This window comes from Streptomyces sp. NPDC014764 (assembly GCF_043082785.1).
GTDB classification, from domain to species: Bacteria; Actinomycetota; Actinomycetes; order Streptomycetales; family Streptomycetaceae; genus Streptomyces; species Streptomyces althioticus.
On the sequence record NZ_JBIBXY010000005.1, the window covers coordinates 388,175 to 405,834 of the forward strand.

Here is a 17,660-nt window from a genome sequence, read left to right on the forward strand (position 1 = left end):
GTCACCTGCCGCGCCCCGCCGTCCCCGCCAGTCCGCGCAGCACCGCGCTGCGTCCGCGGTCCGGGACCGTCCAGAGGGGCTGGCCCCGGACGCCCCAGCGTTCCAGCAGGGCGTTGGCGGCGAGGAAGCCGGTGGTCGCCGCGCGTTCCATCAGGGCGACCGGCAGGGACGTGCGGACCAGGTCGCCGGCCACCATCAGGCCCGGGTCGGGCGTGCGCACCGTCGGGCGGTCCTCGTATCCGCCCACGGGGAAGAGCGGACAGTCGGTGCCCCACTCGTGTCGGGCGTCGACGATCCCCGCCTTCCGCGTCTCCGGGTAGATGCGGTGCAACTGGTCGAGCAGCCGCTTCTGTTCGACCTCCGGTGCCGCCTCCGGGGGGAGGGCGTAGGCGTGCAGCTCGACGACGGAGCCGCCGGTGCGGGCGGCCCAGCGGGCGGCCTCGTCCTCGTACCGTTCGAGGACGCTGACGTTGTCGAGGGTGCCGTAGCCGCTGGTGCCGAGGAAGCCCGGCCGGTCCGGGGCGACCGGGCGGTCCAGCCAGAGCCGGGACACCAGGAACGGCGGGGCGTTGCGCAGCCGGGCGATCCTCTCCCGCCAGGGTGTGTCCCCGAGCCGGGGTGAGCGGTCGACGAGGGCGCGCAGTCCGACGGCGTCCAGGGCGAGCACCACGGTGTCGTGGCGCCGCCCGTCCCGGCCGGTGACGACCTCGTACCCGCCGTCGTCCAGGGGTTCGACGTGCTCGACGGGGGTGGAGGTGCGCAGGTCCGCACCGTGCCGCTCGAGCAGGGCGGCGAGCGGCTCCCACAGGGCCGTGGGGAAAGGCGCGGTGGGCACGTCGAACAGCAGGCCCTCGGAGGAGCCGAGGAAGTAGATGTGGAACATCAGCGACATCTCGGCAGCCGACAGCAGGCGGGGGTCGGCGAAGAAGCTGCGGGAGAACACCTCGAAGGCCAGGTGCCGGGCGCTCTCCGGGAAGCGGACCGCGTCGAGGAAGTCGTGGGCGCTTACCGCGTCGAGGCGTTCGTAGATCCCGGGCACGCGCACGTCGAGCAGGGGCAGCGCGGCCGCCGCGTTCATCCGGGGCAGGTCGCGCAGCGGGAAGGACGGGCTGAGCGCGGCGAAGCCGAGCGCGCTCCACGGCGGGGTGCGGGGCACGTGCCGGAAGCTGTCGTGCATGCCGTCGCTGTGCCGCAGCGGGTAGTCGGGCAGCGGGGTGAGGCGTTCCAGGGCGGGGTCGGTACGGCGGAGCAGGCCGCGCAGGTTGTAGTACTGCCGGAAGAAGGCGTGGAAACCGCGGCTCATCGTCGCGGACGTGCCGTCGCCGAGGTCGACGGGCCAGCCGCCGACGCGTCCGCCGAGGTAGGGGCGGGCCTCGTAGAGGGTGACGTCGACGCCGCGTTCGGCGAGGGCGGTGGCGGCGGCCAGTCCGGCGATGCCGCCGCCGACGACGGCGGTGCTCGGCCTGCGGTCGCGGTCGGCGCGCGGTGCGCCGGGCGCGGGCATGATCACGCGGGCGCGGCGGTCTCGGCCCCGGCGGGCGGCGTTCGGGCGGGACGGCCGGGTCATCGCGCGGTCTCCGTCGTGGTGGGGCGGCGCCCGGTGAAGGTGTGGGTGATGCCGGTCTGCCAGCCGGGCAGCGGCAGTCGGCGCACGCAGTCGAAGCCGACTCCCCGAAGCCGGTCCGCGAACCGGTCGGCGGTGTCGAACTCGACGACGCTGCGCCACAGATGGCGGTACAGGTCGCCGTCCCCGAGCAGGGTCGCGACCGGCTGGACGACGCCCCGGCACACCAGCGTCCACACGGCGCGGTCGGTACGGCGGCCGCCGAGGGTGTACTCGTGCACGGCGAGGCGTCCGCCGGGCGTGAGCAGGCCGTGCACGGTCCGCAGCACGGCGTCGGGGTCGGTGACGTTGCGGAAGAGGTAGGCGGCGAACACCGCGTCGAAGGGCCCGGTCACCCCGGCCTCGGCGAGCCGTTCGGCGGGCGCGTGTGTGAACGTGACGTTGGGCGGCCAGGTCTTGGCGGCGGCCCGCTCCAGCATGCCGGCGGAGGCGTCCACAGCGGTGATGTCGGCGCTCGGCAGCACCTCGGCGAGCGCGCCGGTGGAGGCGCCGGTGCCGCAGCCGAGGTCGAGTACGCGCAGCCCTTCGCCGCCGCGGGGCAGGCCCAGGCGACGTGCGGAGCGGCGCAGGTGGGCGTGGTAGCCGGGGTTGGCGGCGACGAGGGTGTCGTAGCTGCGGGCGGCGTGGTCGAAGGCGGCGGCGAGGTGCTCGTCGCGCAGGAGGGTCATGGGGTCTCCGGGGTGGCAGGGGCGGGACACGTCAGGGGGTTTCAGGGGCCGTCGTAGGGGCGGCGGGGCAGGCCGGGCAGTTCCAGCGCGGAGCGGAGCATCGGGCCGACCGGGGCGTGCAGGCCGACGGCGAGGTCCTCGTGGAGGCGGGTGTCGCCGTCGAGGAACCGCAGCAGCCGACGCATGGGAACGCGGTCGAACAGGCGGCAGAACAGGGCGGGTCCGTCGGCTCGCCCTCCGGCCAGGGCGCGCAGCAGCACGGCGTCCATGGCCCGGGAGCGGGCCGAGTGGGCGGGCGGCGGCACCGGGCGGCGGCCGTCGCGGATCGCGGCGGCGACGGCGCGGGTCTGGCGCTGGAGCCCGGCGAAGGTGTAGCCGGTGGAGGGGCGGGTGGCGCCGCCCGCCGCGCCGATGCGGAACACGGACTGCCCGGTGCGGCGGGGCATCACGGCGTCGGTCATCGGGATGACGCCCGTCTCGGTGGACAGCACTTCGAGGTCGCCCAGCCGGAGCACGTCGTCGGTGTAGTGGCGTACGGCTGCCTCGTAGGCGTCGGAGGTGAGGGGGCGCGGCGAGAACTCGGTGTACTCCACCAGGGCGTCGTGCCGGCCGACGGGCAGGACGTAGCCGAAGGACAGGCCGTCGGCGGGCTGCGGGGTGCGGAAGTCCATGAGTTCGGCGGTGCCGGGGGTGAAGGCGGGCCGGGCGGTGCGCACGAACCAGCCGTGGAAGTGCTGGAGCAGCGTGGTGCGGGCGGCGGGCAGGCTGCCGGGCGGGCGTGAGTCGAACACCCAGCGTGCGCCCACCACGCGGGAGTTGCCGTCGCGGTCGCGCAGCCGCACCAGCGCTCCCCCGGGCACGTCCTCCACGGTGTCGACGGTGCCCTCGACACGCCGTACCCCGTCGTGGCCGGCCAGGTCGCGGGCGACCAGGTGTTCGAAGTCGTCGGAGCGGATCATCTTGTAGCGCAGCGGGGCGATGTCCCCCTGGATGGGGCGGCCTCCCCGGTCGCGGACCCGCAGGCTCCGCCAGGACGCGGTCACGGCGGCGTCGAAGCGACCGGGGCCCGCCTCCCAGAAGCACCAGGTGCGGCGGGGCGGTCGCAGCGGTCCGGGCGGCGCGTCCAGCAGGGCCACGGACGGCGCCCGGCGCCCGCTGCCGGGACCCGCCAGCCGGTGGGCGAGGGACAGCCCGGCCGCCCCCGCCCCGACGATCGCGACGTCCGCCTCCAGCACGCCGGCACCACCCTCCTCGGTACGGGTCCGCGCGGATCCGCACGGCCGGTTGTTTCCGTCCGTGTGCCCGCGCGGATCCGGGTCACTCGGACGTGAGACGACGGGCGCGACCGGGAAGGCATGCGCCGGTCGTCCGGCGTACCGGAACGATGCGCGTGCCGACGAGAGGAAGACACCGGATGCTCCCGACTGGGGCCAAGAGACACCGCGCGACGATGCGGTCGCGCGCGCCGCGCCCGGCCCGTCCGACCGGACCCACCGTCCGGGTGCGGGCCGTCCGGGTGTGTTCCGTCCGCGTGACGGCGGACGTCGTGCACGGGTGTGCGGCAGGGGCGGGGGCCGGCCGGTGACCCGTACCCTTCCGGGGCGCGCGGACCACGTCGTCGTCGTGGGGGCCGGCCTCGCCGGTCTGTCGGCGGCGCTGCATCTGCTGGGTGCGGGCCGGCGCGTGACCGTCGTCGAGCGGGACGGCCTGCCGGGCGGGCGCGCCGGGCGGATGGAGCTGGACGGGTACCGGATCGACACCGGGCCGACCGTGCTGACCATGCCCGACCTGGCGGACGAGCCGTTCGCCGCGGTCGGCGACAGCCTGCGCAAGCGGGTGGAGCTGGTGCCGCTGCACCCCGCCTACCGGGCGCGGTTCGCCGACGGCAGCAGTCTCGACGTGCACACCCGGGCGGAGCCGATGGCCGCCGAGGTGGAGCGGTTCGCCGGGGCGCGGGAGGCGGCGGGCTACCTGCGGATGCGGGACTGGCTGGAGCGGCTGTACCGGGCGCAGATGCGCCGGTTCATCGACGCCAACTTCGACTCGCCGCTCGGCCTGCTCCACCCGGACCTGGTGCGGCTGGCGGCGCTGGGCGGCTTCGGGCGGCTGGACGCGCGCATCGGGAGCTTCCTGAAGGACGAGCGGCTGCGCCGGGTGTTCTCCTTCCAGGCGCTGTACGCGGGCGTGCCGCCGGCGCGGGCGCTGGCCGCGTACGCGGTGATCGCGTACATGGACACGGTCGCCGGGGTGTACTTCCCGCGCGGCGGCATGCACGCGCTGCCGCAGGCGATGGCGGACGCCGCCGCCGACGCGGGTGCGGACCTGAGGTTCGGGCGGGAGGTGACCCGGCTGGAGCGTTCCGGCGGCCGGGTGACGGCGGTGGTCGCGGGCGACGAGCGGATCCCCTGCGACGCGGTCGTCCTCACGCCCGACCTGCCCGTCACGTACCGGCTGCTGGGCGGGGCGCCCCGCCGTCCCGTGCGGCTGAGGCACTCGCCCTCGGCGGTGGTGCTGCATCTGGGCACGGACCGGACCTGGCCCGAACTGGCGCACCACACGATCTCCTTCGGTGAGGCGTGGCGTGGGACGTTCGACGAGCTGACCCGGACCGGGCGGCTGATGAGCGACCCGTCGCTGCTGATCACCCGGCCCACCGCCACCGACCCGTCGCTCGCGCCGCCGGGACGCCATCTGCACTACGTCCTCGCGCCCTGCCCGAACACCGGCATCGGGCCGGGCGCCGCCGAGTGGACGGACCTGGCTCCGCGCTACCGGGACACGGTGCTGCGGACGCTGGAGGAGCGCGGTCTGACCGGGCTGGCCTCCGCGATCGAGGCGGAGTGCGTGGTCACGCCCGCCGACTGGACCGCGCAGGGGCACGCGGCCGGTACGCCGTTCGCCACCGCCCACACCTTCGCCCAGACGGGTCCGTTCCGGCCTCGCAACCTGGTGCGCTCCGCCGAGAACGCGGTGCTGGCCGGCTGCGGCACCACCCCCGGCGTCGGCGTGCCGACCGTGCTGCTGTCCGGGAAGCTGGCAGCGGCGCGCATCACCGGCGCCGGCGGCCCCGCCGGACGCGCGTCCACCTCGTTCTCCACCCAGGAGGCCCTGCATGACCGAGCGTGAACTGGACGCGGCGGGGATCACCGATCCGGTGCTCCGCGAGGCGTACGACCACTGCCGGCAGCTCAACGCCCGGCACGGACGGACGTACTTCCTCGCCACCCGGCTGCTGCCCGTGGAGCGGCGGCCCGCCGTGCACGCCCTGTACGGCTTCGCCCGCTGGGCGGACGACATCGTCGACGCGCTGGGCACCGGCGCGGACACCGCCCGCCGGGACGCCGAACTGGCGGCGCTGGAGCGGGAGCTGGCCAAAGGGCTGCGGGACGGGGACAGTGCCGAGCCGGTGGTGCGGGCGCTCGCCGACACGGCCCGGCGGTACGGCATCGACCACGCCCACTTCGCCGACTTCATGACCGCCATGCGGTCCGACCTGGTGGTGACCGACTACGCCGACTACGCGGCCCTGCGGCGGTACATGCACGGGTCGGCGGCGGTGATCGGGCTGCAGATGCTGCCCGTCCTCGGCACGGTCACCGACCGCGAGACGGCCGCCCCGCACGCGGCGGCCCTGGGCGTCGCCTTCCAGCTGACCAACTTCCTGCGGGACGTGGGCGAGGACCTGGACCGGGGGCGGGTGTACCTGCCCGCCGACCTGCTCGCCGCGCACGGTGTCGACCGGGAGCGGCTGCGCTGGAGCCGGGACACCGGCCGCCGTGACCCGCGCATCACCTCGGCGCTGCGCGCGTTCGAACGGCTGACGCGGGGCGTGTACCGGCAGGCGGCGCCGGGGCTCGCGATGCTCGAACCGGTGTCCCGCCCCTGTATCCGCACCGCTTTCGTGCTGTACGGCGGGATCCTGGACGCGGTCGCCGAGGACGGGTACGCGGTGCTGCACGGGCGGTCGGCGGTACGGCGCAGGCGGCGCGCGGTGGTGGCCGCGGACGGGCTGGCCCGGGTGGCCGCGGCGCGGCTGCGGGCCCGGTCGGCGGCCTCCCGGCGGCCGGACGGCGTTCCGCTGACGGGTGCGGGGCCGGTGGAGCCCCGGATGGTCGAGGAGGTCGCGTGAGGGCGGGTGACGGACGACGACGGCGGCGGCTGCCGCTCGCCCTGCGCCGCGACGCCGTGGCGTGGGAACGGCAGCGCCCCACCTGGCGGGACGCCAGGCCCGCTCTGATCGCGGGCGCGCTGAAGCGGGCGCAGGCACGCCGTTCGGGCAACTGGTACGTCGTGGGCGCCTCCCGCGACGTCGGCGGCGACCGCCCGCTGGGCCGGACGGTCGCGGGGCAGGAAGTGGTGGTCTGGCGCGACACGGGCGGACGCGTCGTCGCCGGGCCGGGCGTCTGCCCGCACCTGGGCGCGCCGCTGCGGGACAGCCCGGTGCGCTGCGGCACGCTCGTCTGCCACTGGCACGGACTGTCCCTGAACGGCGGGCCGTTCGCCGGCTGGGAGCCGTTCCCCGCGTACGACGACGGGGTGCTGGTGTGGGTACGGCTGGACGCGGTGGGCGGCGAGGAGCCGCTCGACGCGCCGGTGGTGCCGCGCCGCCCGGTCCCGGCGCGCGCGCTGACGGCGGTGTACGCGGGGGTGGGCGTCTGCGAGCCGGAGGACGTCGTGGCGAACCGGCTCGACCCCTGGCACGGGGCCTGGTTCCACCCTTACTCGTTCGTCGACCTCACGGTGGCGGACACTCCGGAGAGCGCGGGCGGGGACGCCTTCGCGGTGGACGTGTCGTTCAAGGTGGCGGGCCGTCTGGTGGTTCCGGTCCGGGCGGTGTTCACGGCTCCCGAGCCACGCACGGTCGTCATGCACATCACGGAGGGAGAGGGGGTCGGCTCGGTGGTCGAGACGCACGCCACTCCCCTGGGCCCGGACGCCTCGGGCCGGCCGCGCACGGCGGTGATCGAGGCGGTGGTCGCGGCGTCGGACCGCCGCGGCTTCGCCCTCGCCCGGGCCGCGGCGCCCGTCCTGCGCCCCCTGGTCCGCGCAGCGTCCGGCCGCCTCTGGCGCGACGACCTGGCCTACGCGGAACGCCGCTGGGCGCTCCGCTCGACGGGACGCTTCCCGGGGGCGTAGCAGTTACCCCTACGGCCTCGGCCCGCCCGGTGAGGACACCGGGCGGGCCGAGGCACGCAGGTCTGGCGAACGGCGTCTCAGTTCAGCCCCGCCGCCTTCGCGTCCGCCGTGCCGCCTCCGCCCAGGAGGTCCGTGTGGGTCAGGGGGGAACGCGCCTCGATGCGGGGGAGGTAGTGGCGGGTCGCCCTGGTGACCACGGCAGGCAGGGCGGCCCGTACCGGCTGGGCGGCGCGGAGCCAGCGGGGGTGGTAGACCGCCGTGCTGCGGCGCTCGACCGCCTGGGCGAGGCGGGCCGCCGCGCGGTCCGGCGCGTACACGTCCCGCACCGGCCACGGCATGTGCCCGCGCAGTTCCTGCATCACGCTGTGGCGGTCGGCGTCCTCGATCAGGTCGGTGCCGATCCAGGTGAGGTAGCCGAGGCCGACGGTCACGCCGAGGTGGGCGACCTCCGCGCGCAGGGAGTGGGCGAAGGCCTCCACGCCCGCCTTGGAGGCGCAGTACGCGCTCATCATCGGGGCGGCGCCGATGGCGGCGAGGGAGGCGACCTGGAGGTGGTAGCCCTTGGTCGCCGTGAGATCGGGCAGGAAGGCGCGGGCGGTGTTCGCGCTGCCGGTGAGGTTGACGTCGACGATCCGCCGCCACCGCGCCGGGTCGGAGTCGGCGAACAGCCCGGCGTCCGCCACCGCCGCGTTGGCGACGACGACGGACGGCGTGCCGAGCCCGGTCCGTACCGCGTCCGCCGCCTGCTCCAGCGCAGCGTCGTCCGTGACGTCGACCTCGTAGGCGAGGGCGGGGACGGGCAGGTCGTCCGCGAGCTGCCGCAGCCGGTCGCCCTCGTGTCCGAGCAGCGCCGCCCGCATGCCGCGTGCGGCTAGTTCACGGGCGAGGCCGGCACCGATGCCGCGCGCGGCCCCGGTGATCACGGCGGTGCGTCCGCCCAGCGGGCCCACGCTCATCCTCCGTCCCCGCCGGTGATCTGCGGGTCGACGTCGGGGCGGGCGGTGTGGTGCGGGTGGCCCGCGGTCCTGCGGGCCTCCTTCATCTCCGCCTCGTAGAGGTGGTCGCGGCCGTCGGCCAGCTCCTCCACCGCGGCCTGCTCCAGCTCCCGGAACGGCCGGTAGTACGTGTGGTCGTACGCCTCGACGATCTGGAACGTCCAGTGACCGGGGATGACGTTGCGGCCCAGCACCTGGGTGCGGACGGCCTCCGCCCAGTCCGCGTGTCCGGCCTTGTGCAGCAGTTCCACGGCCCGGTCGAGTTCCAGGTCGGCGGTGCCGGTGAGCTGGTGGAAGCTGTAGAGGTGGCCGCGGGCCCGTTCGGTGGTCTCCAGTGCCTTCGACAGTGATCCCAGCGCCTCGACCGTCTCGTCGCTCAGGCCCTCCGGGCGCTGGTGCCGACGGTCGGGGCCGTCGTCGGGCCGTCCGTTCTGTCCGCTCATCGTCTCGCCTCCTCCTGTGGTCGGTCGTCCGTCCGTGACCGGTCGTCCGTCCGTGGTCGGTGTCGGCCCGTCGGGGCTCATGCGCGGCGCCCGCCCCGGTCGGGCTGCCGGTGTCCGGTGCGGTCGCGGTGGGCCAGCAGCCGCTGGGCGGCGGCGAGACCGGGAGCGAAGGACGGACGCAGCGCGGCCCGCGCGGCGTTGGCGCCGGGCGCGCCGTGCACGCCGCCGCCCGGGTGGGCGCCTGCGGAGGCCAGGTACAGGCCCTTGACGGGGGTTTCGGGACGCCCGGTGCCGGGGGCGGGCCGGAAGAACAGCTGCTGGTGCATGGCGGTGGTGCCGCCGTTGATGGCGCCGCCGTGCAGGTTGCGGTCGAGGTTCTGGAGCGTGGGCGGGGCGAGGATCCGCCGGGCCCGGACGCGATCGCGGAAGCCGGGCGCGAAGCGTTCCACGTGGGCCTCGACGCGGTCGGCCATGCGTTCCTGCTCGTCCTTGTCCCAGGAGCCGGTGAGCCCGTCGTCACCCGCGTCCCCGACGACCCGGTGCGGGACGTGGGTGTAGGCCCAGGCCGACTCGGTGCCTGCAGGGGAGCGGGTCGGGTCGGAGGTGGTCATCTGCCCGAACAGGGAGAACGGGCGGTCGGGCACGCGTCCCATGGCGAGCTGGGCGGCGAAGCGGGTGAGTTCGTCGAGCCCGTTGGCGAGATGCACGGTCCCGGCTCCGGCGGCCTGCTCGCACTCCCACGGCACGGGCCCGTCCAGCGCCCAGTCGACCTTGAAGGTGGCGAAGTCCCACTGGAAGCGCTCCAGGTCGGACAGCAGCTGCCCGGGCAGGTCCTCGGGGGCGACGAGTCCGCCGTAGAGGGCGGGCACGGACACGTCGGCGAGGACGGCACGCCGGGCGGGGACGGTCTCCCCGCCGGCGAGACGCACGGCGACCGCGCGCCCGTCGCGCACGACGACGCGCTCCACGTGCCGCCCGCACCGCACCGCTCCCCCGCGTGACTCCAGGCGCCGCACGAGGGCGTCGGTGAGGGCGCCCGCGCCGCCGACCGGCACGGGGAAGCCGTAGGTCTGACCGAGCATGGACATCAGCCAGCCGAAGCCGCCGCTGCCGGCGGCCTCCGGCGCTAGGTCGGCGTGCAGGGCGTTGCCCGCCAGCAGCAGCCCGCCGCCCTCGCCACGGAACTCCTCCTCCGCCATGCGACGCACCGGCAGCACGAGGGTGCGCGCCATGCGCAGCCCGCCGGTGCCGCGCAGCCGTACCGCGAGCCGCAGCCCGGAGCGGACCGGCGGGAACGGCGTGAACAGGGCGTCCAGCAGGTCGGGACGCAGGGTGTCCCACATGGAGTGCAGCCGGCGCCAGGCGTCGCCGTCCCCGGGCGCGAAGGTGTCGAGGGAGTCCGCGGTGACGTCGACGTCACGGTCCAGGACCGCGCAGCGGCCGTCGATCAGCGGGTGGGCGACGACGTGCGGGGCGTGGCTCCAGCGCAGTCCGTGCTCTTCCAGGCCGAGCCCGGAGACGACCGGCGAGGCGGCGGCGAGCGGATAGAAGGAGCTGAACAGGTCGCTGGCGAAGTCGGGGTGGACGCCGTGGTCGTGGCGCACGGCGCCGCCGGGTTCGGGCTGTTCCTCCAGGACCGTGACGCTCCAGCCGGCGTCGGCGAGCAGGTTCGCCGCGACCAGGCCGTTGGGTCCGGCGCCGATGACGACGGCGTCAGCCACGGGCGTCTCCCGCGTCGGGCTCCGGCACGACCTGGCCGAGCGGCCGATGCTCCTCCGCCTCGGCGGCCTCGGTCTCGACGAGGTGCGCGAGCCGGGCGAGCATGGCGCGGTGGCGGATCTGGATCATCGCCTCGACGGCCACGTTGTGCAGGAAGCCGCCCGCCCCTCGCAGCGGGTGTTCGTCCACCTTGACGAGGCACCAGTCGCCCCAGGGCTGCACCTCGATGGCGATGCGGGCGGTGCCGAGGGGGCCTGCCTTCGCCTCCAGTTCCAGCACCTCGCCGGGGACGCAGCGCCGGACGACCGTCTCGTTGTGCAGCTTCAGCGGGCCGACGGGAACCTCGTAGCGGATGGCGGAGCCGAGCTGCGGCCAGTGGCCGCGCACCGGCTCCGACTCGGACGTGCCCACCACCCAGTCCGCGTAGCGGGTGCCGTCCTCCAGCACGGCCCACACGGACCGCGGATCGGTGCGGATCAAGCGATGACGAACCGCCACTGTTGCCTCCTGTGTCCTTGGGCGCCACCGGTCAGCTCTGAGTGCCCCGTCCTGCCGCCGTCAACCAGGAGGCTCCGCCGGACGGGTCAGGCGGCGGGGCGGGCGGGTGCCAGCGCCCAGCGGATGCCGGCGGTGACGGCGGTGCCCAGCGGGCGGACGCACAGGCTCTCGGCGGGCATGCGGGGCACCCGCAGCTCGCGGGACGCCCACGGCGGCAGCAGGGACACGGCGTTCGCCGCGAGGACGCCGTACGGCAGGCGGGCGAGCAGCGGGACGGGCGGGTCGAGCAGCAGGAACCGCGTGGTGGCCAGCGCGTCCGGGGTGGCGTGCAGCTCGTCGCGGTAGGCGGCCAGCCGCTCGGCGAGCTGGGCCCGGTCCACGGGCGGGTCGGGGACGCCGAGGGCGGTGGCGATGCGCGCCATGTCGGCGACGTACCCGTCGCAGCCGGCGTCGGCGAGCGGGCGGGCGCCGTAGCGCTGGTGGGCGCGCAGGAACATGTCGACCTCGGCGACGTGCACCCAGCACAGCAGGTGCGGGTCGGAGGCGCGGTACTTCCGGCCGTCGGGCGCGGTGCCGCTGACCGTGTCGTGGACGGCGCGCACCCGTTCGACGGCCCGCTGGGCGCTGTCGGCTGTGCCGTACGTGGTGACGGCGAGGAAGGTGCTGGTCCGCTGGAGCCGGCCCCAGGGGTCGCCGCGGAAGCCGGAGTGGCCCGCGACGGCGGCCATGGCGAGCGGATGGAGCGACTGGAGGAGCAGGGCGGACAGCCCGCCGATGAACATCGACGCGTCGCCGTGCACCTGCCGCACCGGGCTCTCGGGGGCGAACCAGCGGGGGCCCGGGGTGCCGTGGATGCGGGCGCGGTTGTCCGGGCCGTCGGGGCCGGCGACCCGCGAGAAGATGGCGTGGCCGATGCGGCCGCGCAGTGCCGAGGCGGGTTCGGCGATCCGCTTCATGGTGCGCCGCACCTCCCTCGGCGGTGACGTCCTACGGCTACGTCTGCCCCGGTCGCCGCGTCCCTACCCGCGCGCGGGGTTCGGTCACGGGACGTCGCCCCGCCACTCGTACACCCGGTCGCCGGCCCCGGCGGCCGCGCGGGGCGCGTAGACCGCGCGGCCGCCGGGGCCGTAGCGGCCTATCTCGGTGGGCAGGCCCACACCGTGCCGCCGCTCCGCCGGGCCGTGGTCGGTGACGTCCAGCAGCAGTCCGTCCAGGGGGCCGCCGGACAGCTCCGCGTACACCCGTCCCTCACGCGGCCCCGGGTCGTCGTGGTCCGCCCCGTACACCCGGCCGCGCATGAACTCCGTCTCGTCCATGAAGGCAGGGTGGCATCCGCCACTGACAACGGCCCGGTGCGCGGGCTCCCCATGATCGCCGTGGGCGGCGGGGCCGGTGGGTACGGCCAGGGCCGTCCTCGGCCGTTCGCGCAGTTCCCCGCGCCCCTGAGAGGGGCGCGGGGAACTGCGCGAGCAACCACGACGAGACCCGCGGACACGAATCGTCGGAACGTCCCCTACGCCGTCTCCTCCCGCACCGCCGCCCACGGCGCCTCCGCGCGCCCCTGGCTCCACGCCAGCAGTCCGTCCCCGTCGACGCAGACGATTCCGCACTGCTCCGCGTACTCCAGCGCCGGCACGGTGAACTCCCCGGTGGTGACGACGACGGCGACGTCGGCCTCGTGCACCGTGAAACACGTGCCCCCGAACCGCTGGAGATCCTGCGAGCCGACCTTGTTGTCCTCCCCGTACCGCTTGCACTGGACGACGAGCCGGCGCCCGTCGGGCGTCAGTGCCGTCACATCGGCGCCGAGATCACCCGCGCCGCCGACCACCTGGACCTCCGTGCAGCCGTCCCGCGCGCACAGCTCGGCCGTGGCCGCCTCGAACTCGTCCGGTGTCAGGGCCTCGTGGTCGATGCCCTGCGCCACGGGCAGCGGCGAGGTGACCTCGTCCACCGGCCCGGCCTGGGCGGGGATGACGGGTGGTGCCGGCGCAGAGGGCTGCGCGTCCAGCGCGTCGAGCGCCGTGGACGTCCCCCGGGCGAACGCGCGCCCGGCCTGCCGGGCGATCCCCGCCGCCGACGGCCGCCGCCTGCGGCGGCCCCGGGCCACGGCGACCGCGACGACCAGGCAGAGCAGCACGACGGCCCACACCGGGCGCCGCTGCACCACTCCGGCCAGCGCGCGCACCGCCAGGCCCCCGATCACCAGCGCCGCGGCGAGCAGAGCGAAGAACATGGCGGTGGAGCGCAGGTCGAAGCGGCGGCCGGGGCGCAGCGCACGGATACGACGCTCGGGCATGGTCACCGTGGTGACTCCTCTCTCTGGAAGGCCGGGCACCGGCGCCCCGCACACCGGCACGCCGAAGATCACAGACGCCGTCTGCCCCCGATCCGCGCGCTCACCGAATACAGGGCAGGCGGCCTGTTTCGGTGTCCGGTGGGAAAAAGGCGACCGTGAGGAGATGCCACGATGGTCAGGAGCACGGTCGGACGGACAGGGAGACGGACATGGACTGGCGGCTTTTCGCCCAGCGCATGGCGTCGATGGCCCGGGATCTGCTGGCGGAGCACACACTCGACGCGACACTGGAGCAGATCTCGCGATCGGCCGTGGAGCTCGTGGACGGCTGCGACGCCTCGGGAATCCTCGTCCTGAGCGAGGGACGGGTCCGGTCGCTGGCGCCGACCGACCCGTTCGTCACCCGGAGCGACATGCTGCAGGGCGAGCTGCGCGAGGGACCCTGCTTCGACGCGGTTCGGCCCGAACACCCGGAGCGGCTGTTCCGCATCCGCGACCTCACGGCGCCCTCGGAGCGCTGGCGGCACTTCGTGCCCCGGGCCCGGGAGCTCGGGGTGGGCAGCATGATGGGCTTCCTCCTGTACACGCGGGAGCAGGAACTGGGCGCCCTCAACATGTACTCGCGCAAGCCGGGGATGTTCACCGAGGACAGCGAGACGGCGGGCTGGCTCCTGGCGTCGCACGCGGCGGTCGCGTTCGCCACCGCCCGCGCCGACGAGCAGATGCAGGAGGCCATCACCACGCGCCATCTGATCGGCGAGGCGATGGGCATCCTGATGGGCAGGCACCACGTCACGGAGGACCAGGCGTTCGATCTGCTGCGCACCCGGTCGCAGCGCACCAACACCAAGCTGCGGGACGTGGCGCGGGAGATCTGCGGACCGGGCGGCGCGGAGCGCTGACCGCCCGGTCCGCCGTACGGCGCGGGCTCAGCGGGCGGCGGCGCCGGTCCAGTTGTGGGCGACGTCGATCACGAGACGTCCGTCGAACTGCTGCACGCGGAACGGCAGCCGCGCGCGCAGCCCGAGGCCGAGCTGGGTGTCGCCCTCGAAGCTGCCGGCGAACCGCGCGTCGCGGAACGTGCGGTACCCGGTGAGGTCGACGCCCGGCAGGGCGCGCCCGGCGCGCGCGGGATAGGTGGCCGCGCCCGTCTCGGGGTCGTACGCGGGGGCGGTGACGCGGACCTCGAGGATCGCGCCGCCGGAGACGGGGATGTGCCGTCCCGAGCCGTCCTGGTGGAGCCGGTCGACGTAGCGGACGGAGTAACCGAGGTCTCCGCGCGCGGCGCCGGGCACGTCGACGACCATGCGGTCGTAGCAGTCGTGCCGGCCGGTGCGGACGTTCCGCACGGACTCGGACGTGGCGGCGGTGGCCGCCTTGTCGGTGGAGCCCCAGCCGGTGGGGCAGACCGTGGCCGCGGCGGGCGCCGCCGGAGGGGCGGCCACGGCCGGAACCGCCGCCGTCAGCAGCGTGGCTCCGAGGAGCACCGCCGTCGCGCAGATTGTTCTTGGTTGAAGCATTTTCGGCCCCCTGGGACGACAACGTTCTGATATCGGGTGAGACGACCGGGATGACCCGATGGTTGCGGTCCGTTCGGCGGTCGCCGTACGGGCGCGCATGGCACATGCTGGTGGGGAGCGGACGAACGTCCCGTTCCGTGCGCACCGGGAGGGCGTCACATGGGTGGTGCAGCCGCCGCACCGCGCGGGAAGCGGCCGGCGGGCCTGTCCGTACCCGACGCGGAGGAGAGCCGGTCCGCGCGCGGCGAGGCCCGTATCGAGGACGCGCTCGCGGACCCCGTGGTGGCGGCCGTACGGGACTCGGGAGGGTACGGCGGGGCGGTGTACCTGCGGTCGCGGGACCGCCGGTCGCTGGTGCTGTGCGTGATGTCCGGCGTGCCCCGCTCGCTGCTGAAGCCGTGGTGGCGGGTCCCGGTGAGCGGCGCGCTGCCGATGTGCGAGGCCTTCCGCAGCGGCGAGACGCAGTACCTGCCCGACGACCGGGCCACGATGCTGCGCTTCCCGCAGTTCACGGCGGCCCTGCCATACTCGTTCGCACACGCGTACCAGCCGGTGCGGGTCGGCGGGGAGACGGTGGGAGTCCTCGCGGTGCTGCACTCCTCGTCCCGGGACCCGGCCGGTGAGAAGGAGGTGCGGGAGGGCCTGCGCCGGGCCGGGCGGGAGATGGAGGAGCGCCTCGCCGAGTACGCTCGCGGTCTGCCCGGCCGCACGGACGCGGACGCGGTGGCGTACGGCATCGAGTACGACGACCAGCCGGTCAGCGTGCGGCTGCCGACGCCGCGCGCCGAGGCGGTCGCGGTCGGGATGGTCGAGTGGGACCTGGCCAGCGGCCACTGGACGGGGGACGACGACGCGCTGGAACTGCTGGGCGTGTCCCGGGAGGAGTTCGGCGGCACCCTGGACGCGGTCGAGCAGCGGGTGTCACCGGACGACCTGTACGAACTGCGGGCGGCCCGGCGGGACGCGGAGGAGACGGGGCAGGTGCGGGGCCGCCACTTCCGGGTGCTGGACGAGTCGCGGGACGACGGCGACGCGGTCCGCTACCGGCCGGTGGAGCTGTGGGGGCACGTGGTCCGGGCGGGAGCCTCCGACCGGCTGCTGGTGGGCGCGCTGGTCGACGTGGCGGGCGGCGTCACCGCGGCGGAGGCGGCCGAGCGGCTGCCCGACGGGCTGTTCTCCCTGGACCAGGACGGCAGGGTCATCTACGCCAACCGCCGCTGCCAGGACCTGCTCGGCTGCGACCTGGAGCTGCTGCTCGGCCACCACCCCTGGCGGGTGCTGACCTGGCTGCGCGACCCGGCGTACGAGGACCGCTACCGTGCGGCGATGCTGACGCAGGAGCCGGTGTCGTACCTGGTGCGCGACCCGGACGGTGTGTGGCTGGGCTTCGTGCTCTACCCGGGTGTGCACGGCCTGACCGGCCGGGTCTTCCGCACGGCCGCCCCGGCGGGCGCGGAGCCGGGGCGGCCGGTGACGCCGTCCGCCGATCCGGCGGTGCCGCCGACCGGGCTGGTCACCACCGCCCGCGCGGGGGCGCTGTACCACGTGGTGCAGATGGCCAGCGTGCTCACCGAGTCCGTCACCGTGCGGGACGTGTGCCGGGCCGTGTCCGAGCAGCTGCTGCCGGCGTTCGGGGCGCAGGAGGTCGCCCTGTACACGGTGCGCGACGGGCGGATGTACCTGCTGTGGGAGGACGGGTATCCGCAGCACTTCCTCGACCCGTTCGAGGGGGTGCCGCTGGAGGCGGACCTGCCAGGGGTGCACGCGCTGACCGCGCGCCTGCCGCTGTTCTTCGAGTCGCCGGAGGAACTGGTCGGCGCCTACCCGAGACTGGCGCTCGACCCCATGACGTCCTGGGCGTTCCTGCCGCTGATCGCCTCCGGCCACGCCATCGGCTCCTGCATCCTCGGCTGGAACACCGCGCACCGCTTCACCGCCGAGGAGCGCAGCGCGCTGACCGCGCTGGCCGGGCTCGCGGCGCAGGCGATGGAGCGCGCGCGGTTGTACGACGCCGAGTCGGCCGTGGCGCGCGGGCTCCAGGAAGGGCTGCTGCCGCACCGGCTGCCGCCCGTCGACCGGCTGCGGATCACCGCCCGCTATCTCCCCGGCACCAAGGGCATGGACATCGGAGGCGACTGGTACGACGTGATCCGGACGGGGCGGGGGGTGGCGCTGGTCATCGGGGACGTGGAGGGGCACAGCGTGGGCGCGGCGGCCGTGATGGGGCAGCTGCGCAGCGCGGTGCACGCGTTCGCCGCGAGCGGGCGGCCGCCGCAGGAGGTCATCACGCACACCAACCAGCTGCTCGCCGAGCTGGAGACGGACGTCTTCGCCACTTGCTGCTACATCGAGCTGGACCCGGCGACCGGGCGCGCCCTCGCCGTGCGGGCGGGCCACCCGCCGCCACTGCTGCGGCACCCCGACGGGAGCGCGGAGCCCTTGGAGCTGCCGGGCGGCGTGCTGCTCGGGGTGCAGCCGGGCGCCGACTACCCGGTCACCGAGCTCACCCTGGAGCCCGGCAGCGTCCTGGCGCTCTACACGGACGGGCTGATCGAGGTGCCCGGCAGCGACATCGCGATCGGCATCGAGACGGTCCGCACGTGCCTGGCCGCCTCCCGGACCGACTCCGTGGAGGAGCTGGCCGACCGGATGCTCGGCGCGGCCCGCCGCGCGGAGGACCGGCCGGACGACGTGGCGCTGCTGCTCACGGCGTACGACGCGGCCGGCGCCGACTGACGCCCGCGAGGCGGGCGGACGC

Annotated in this window: 16 protein-coding genes; 5 read left to right on the forward strand and 11 right to left on the reverse strand. The window is 75.4% G+C overall.

Annotated features, from left to right (window positions below):
• Nucleotide 1: 1 nt before the first annotated feature.
• Genes ACF1AG_RS16045 through ACF1AG_RS16055 form a run of 3 tightly spaced genes read right to left on the reverse strand, consistent with a single transcriptional unit; the run spans nucleotide 2 to nucleotide 3,527 of the window.
• On the reverse strand, nucleotides 2-1,567 hold the full coding sequence (locus ACF1AG_RS16045) for an FAD-dependent oxidoreductase (protein WP_391809901.1): 1,566 nt from the start codon (nucleotides 1,565-1,567) through the stop codon (nucleotides 2-4).
• On the reverse strand, nucleotides 1,564-2,292 hold the full coding sequence (locus ACF1AG_RS16050; RefSeq protein WP_359602448.1) for a methyltransferase domain-containing protein: 729 nt from the start codon (nucleotides 2,290-2,292) through the stop codon (nucleotides 1,564-1,566). The genes ACF1AG_RS16045 and ACF1AG_RS16050 overlap by 4 nt, the downstream gene beginning before the upstream one ends.
• A gap of 41 nt (nucleotides 2,293-2,333) precedes the next feature.
• Nucleotides 2,334-3,527 carry a lycopene cyclase family protein gene (locus ACF1AG_RS16055; RefSeq protein WP_359602447.1) on the reverse strand — a complete coding sequence of 398 codons (1,194 nt, stop codon included), beginning with the start codon at nucleotides 3,525-3,527 and terminating at the stop codon, nucleotides 2,334-2,336.
• A gap of 346 nt (nucleotides 3,528-3,873) precedes the next feature.
• Between ACF1AG_RS16055 and ACF1AG_RS16060 the strand changes: the two genes are divergently transcribed.
• From ACF1AG_RS16060 to ACF1AG_RS16070, 3 genes are read left to right on the forward strand one after another with little or no spacing between them, the layout of a single operon-like run.
• Entirely contained in the window at nucleotides 3,874-5,418 is a 1,545-nt protein-coding gene (locus tag ACF1AG_RS16060) for a phytoene desaturase (protein ID WP_391809902.1), read from the forward strand.
• Complete coding sequence (locus ACF1AG_RS16065; RefSeq protein ID WP_391809903.1) at nucleotides 5,405-6,421, forward strand: phytoene/squalene synthase family protein; 1,017 nt, start codon at nucleotides 5,405-5,407, stop codon at nucleotides 6,419-6,421. The genes ACF1AG_RS16060 and ACF1AG_RS16065 overlap by 14 nt, the downstream gene beginning before the upstream one ends.
• Nucleotides 6,418-7,428 (forward strand): DUF5914 domain-containing protein, encoded by a 1,011-nt coding sequence (locus tag ACF1AG_RS16070; RefSeq protein WP_359602441.1) that lies wholly within the window; start codon nucleotides 6,418-6,420, stop codon nucleotides 7,426-7,428. Before ACF1AG_RS16065 ends, ACF1AG_RS16070 begins: the two co-directional genes overlap by 4 nt.
• A gap of 77 nt (nucleotides 7,429-7,505) precedes the next feature.
• Here the strand turns inward: ACF1AG_RS16070 and ACF1AG_RS16075 are convergent, their stop codons facing one another.
• The 7 genes from ACF1AG_RS16075 to ACF1AG_RS16105 all read right to left on the reverse strand — a co-directional run bounded on the left by ACF1AG_RS16075 (nucleotide 7,506) and on the right by ACF1AG_RS16105 (nucleotide 13,388).
• Nucleotides 7,506-8,384, reverse strand: coding sequence for an SDR family oxidoreductase (locus tag ACF1AG_RS16075; protein WP_391809904.1), 879 nt, complete (start codon nucleotides 8,382-8,384; stop codon nucleotides 7,506-7,508).
• Complete coding sequence (locus ACF1AG_RS16080; RefSeq protein ID WP_359602438.1) at nucleotides 8,381-8,866, reverse strand: hypothetical protein; 486 nt, start codon at nucleotides 8,864-8,866, stop codon at nucleotides 8,381-8,383. Before ACF1AG_RS16080 ends, ACF1AG_RS16075 begins: the two co-directional genes overlap by 4 nt.
• A gap of 77 nt (nucleotides 8,867-8,943) precedes the next feature.
• The gene (locus tag ACF1AG_RS16085) at nucleotides 8,944-10,587 is read right to left on the reverse strand and encodes an NAD(P)/FAD-dependent oxidoreductase (protein ID WP_359602437.1); all 1,644 of its coding nucleotides are present in this window, start codon (nucleotides 10,585-10,587) and stop codon (nucleotides 8,944-8,946) included.
• On the reverse strand, nucleotides 10,580-11,083 hold the full coding sequence (locus ACF1AG_RS16090) for an SRPBCC family protein (protein ID WP_359602435.1): 504 nt from the start codon (nucleotides 11,081-11,083) through the stop codon (nucleotides 10,580-10,582). The genes ACF1AG_RS16085 and ACF1AG_RS16090 overlap by 8 nt, the downstream gene beginning before the upstream one ends.
• An 86-nt stretch (nucleotides 11,084-11,169) precedes the next feature.
• Nucleotides 11,170-12,039, reverse strand: a complete 870-nt coding sequence (locus ACF1AG_RS16095; RefSeq protein WP_359602434.1) for an oxygenase MpaB family protein — start codon at nucleotides 12,037-12,039, stop codon at nucleotides 11,170-11,172.
• Between the two features lie 84 nt (nucleotides 12,040-12,123).
• Nucleotides 12,124-12,399: a hypothetical protein gene (locus tag ACF1AG_RS16100; RefSeq protein WP_359746615.1), complete on the reverse strand. Its 276-nt coding sequence runs from the start codon at nucleotides 12,397-12,399 to the stop codon at nucleotides 12,124-12,126.
• Nucleotides 12,400-12,596: 197 nt separating this feature from the next.
• Nucleotides 12,597-13,388, reverse strand: coding sequence for a restriction endonuclease (locus ACF1AG_RS16105; protein ID WP_359605526.1), 792 nt, complete (start codon nucleotides 13,386-13,388; stop codon nucleotides 12,597-12,599).
• Between the two features lie 203 nt (nucleotides 13,389-13,591).
• Between ACF1AG_RS16105 and ACF1AG_RS16110 the strand changes: the two genes are divergently transcribed.
• Complete coding sequence (locus tag ACF1AG_RS16110; protein WP_359605524.1) at nucleotides 13,592-14,284, forward strand: GAF and ANTAR domain-containing protein; 693 nt, start codon at nucleotides 13,592-13,594, stop codon at nucleotides 14,282-14,284.
• A gap of 27 nt (nucleotides 14,285-14,311) precedes the next feature.
• Here ACF1AG_RS16110 and ACF1AG_RS16115 read toward each other — a convergent pair whose 3' ends face one another.
• On the reverse strand, nucleotides 14,312-14,902 hold the full coding sequence (locus ACF1AG_RS16115) for a hypothetical protein (protein WP_391809905.1): 591 nt from the start codon (nucleotides 14,900-14,902) through the stop codon (nucleotides 14,312-14,314).
• A gap of 159 nt (nucleotides 14,903-15,061) precedes the next feature.
• On the opposite strand from ACF1AG_RS16115, the gene ACF1AG_RS16120 reads away from it, so the two are divergent.
• On the forward strand, nucleotides 15,062-17,638 hold the full coding sequence (locus tag ACF1AG_RS16120; RefSeq protein ID WP_359605520.1) for a SpoIIE family protein phosphatase: 2,577 nt from the start codon (nucleotides 15,062-15,064) through the stop codon (nucleotides 17,636-17,638).
• Nucleotides 17,639-17,660: the final 22 nt, after the last annotated feature.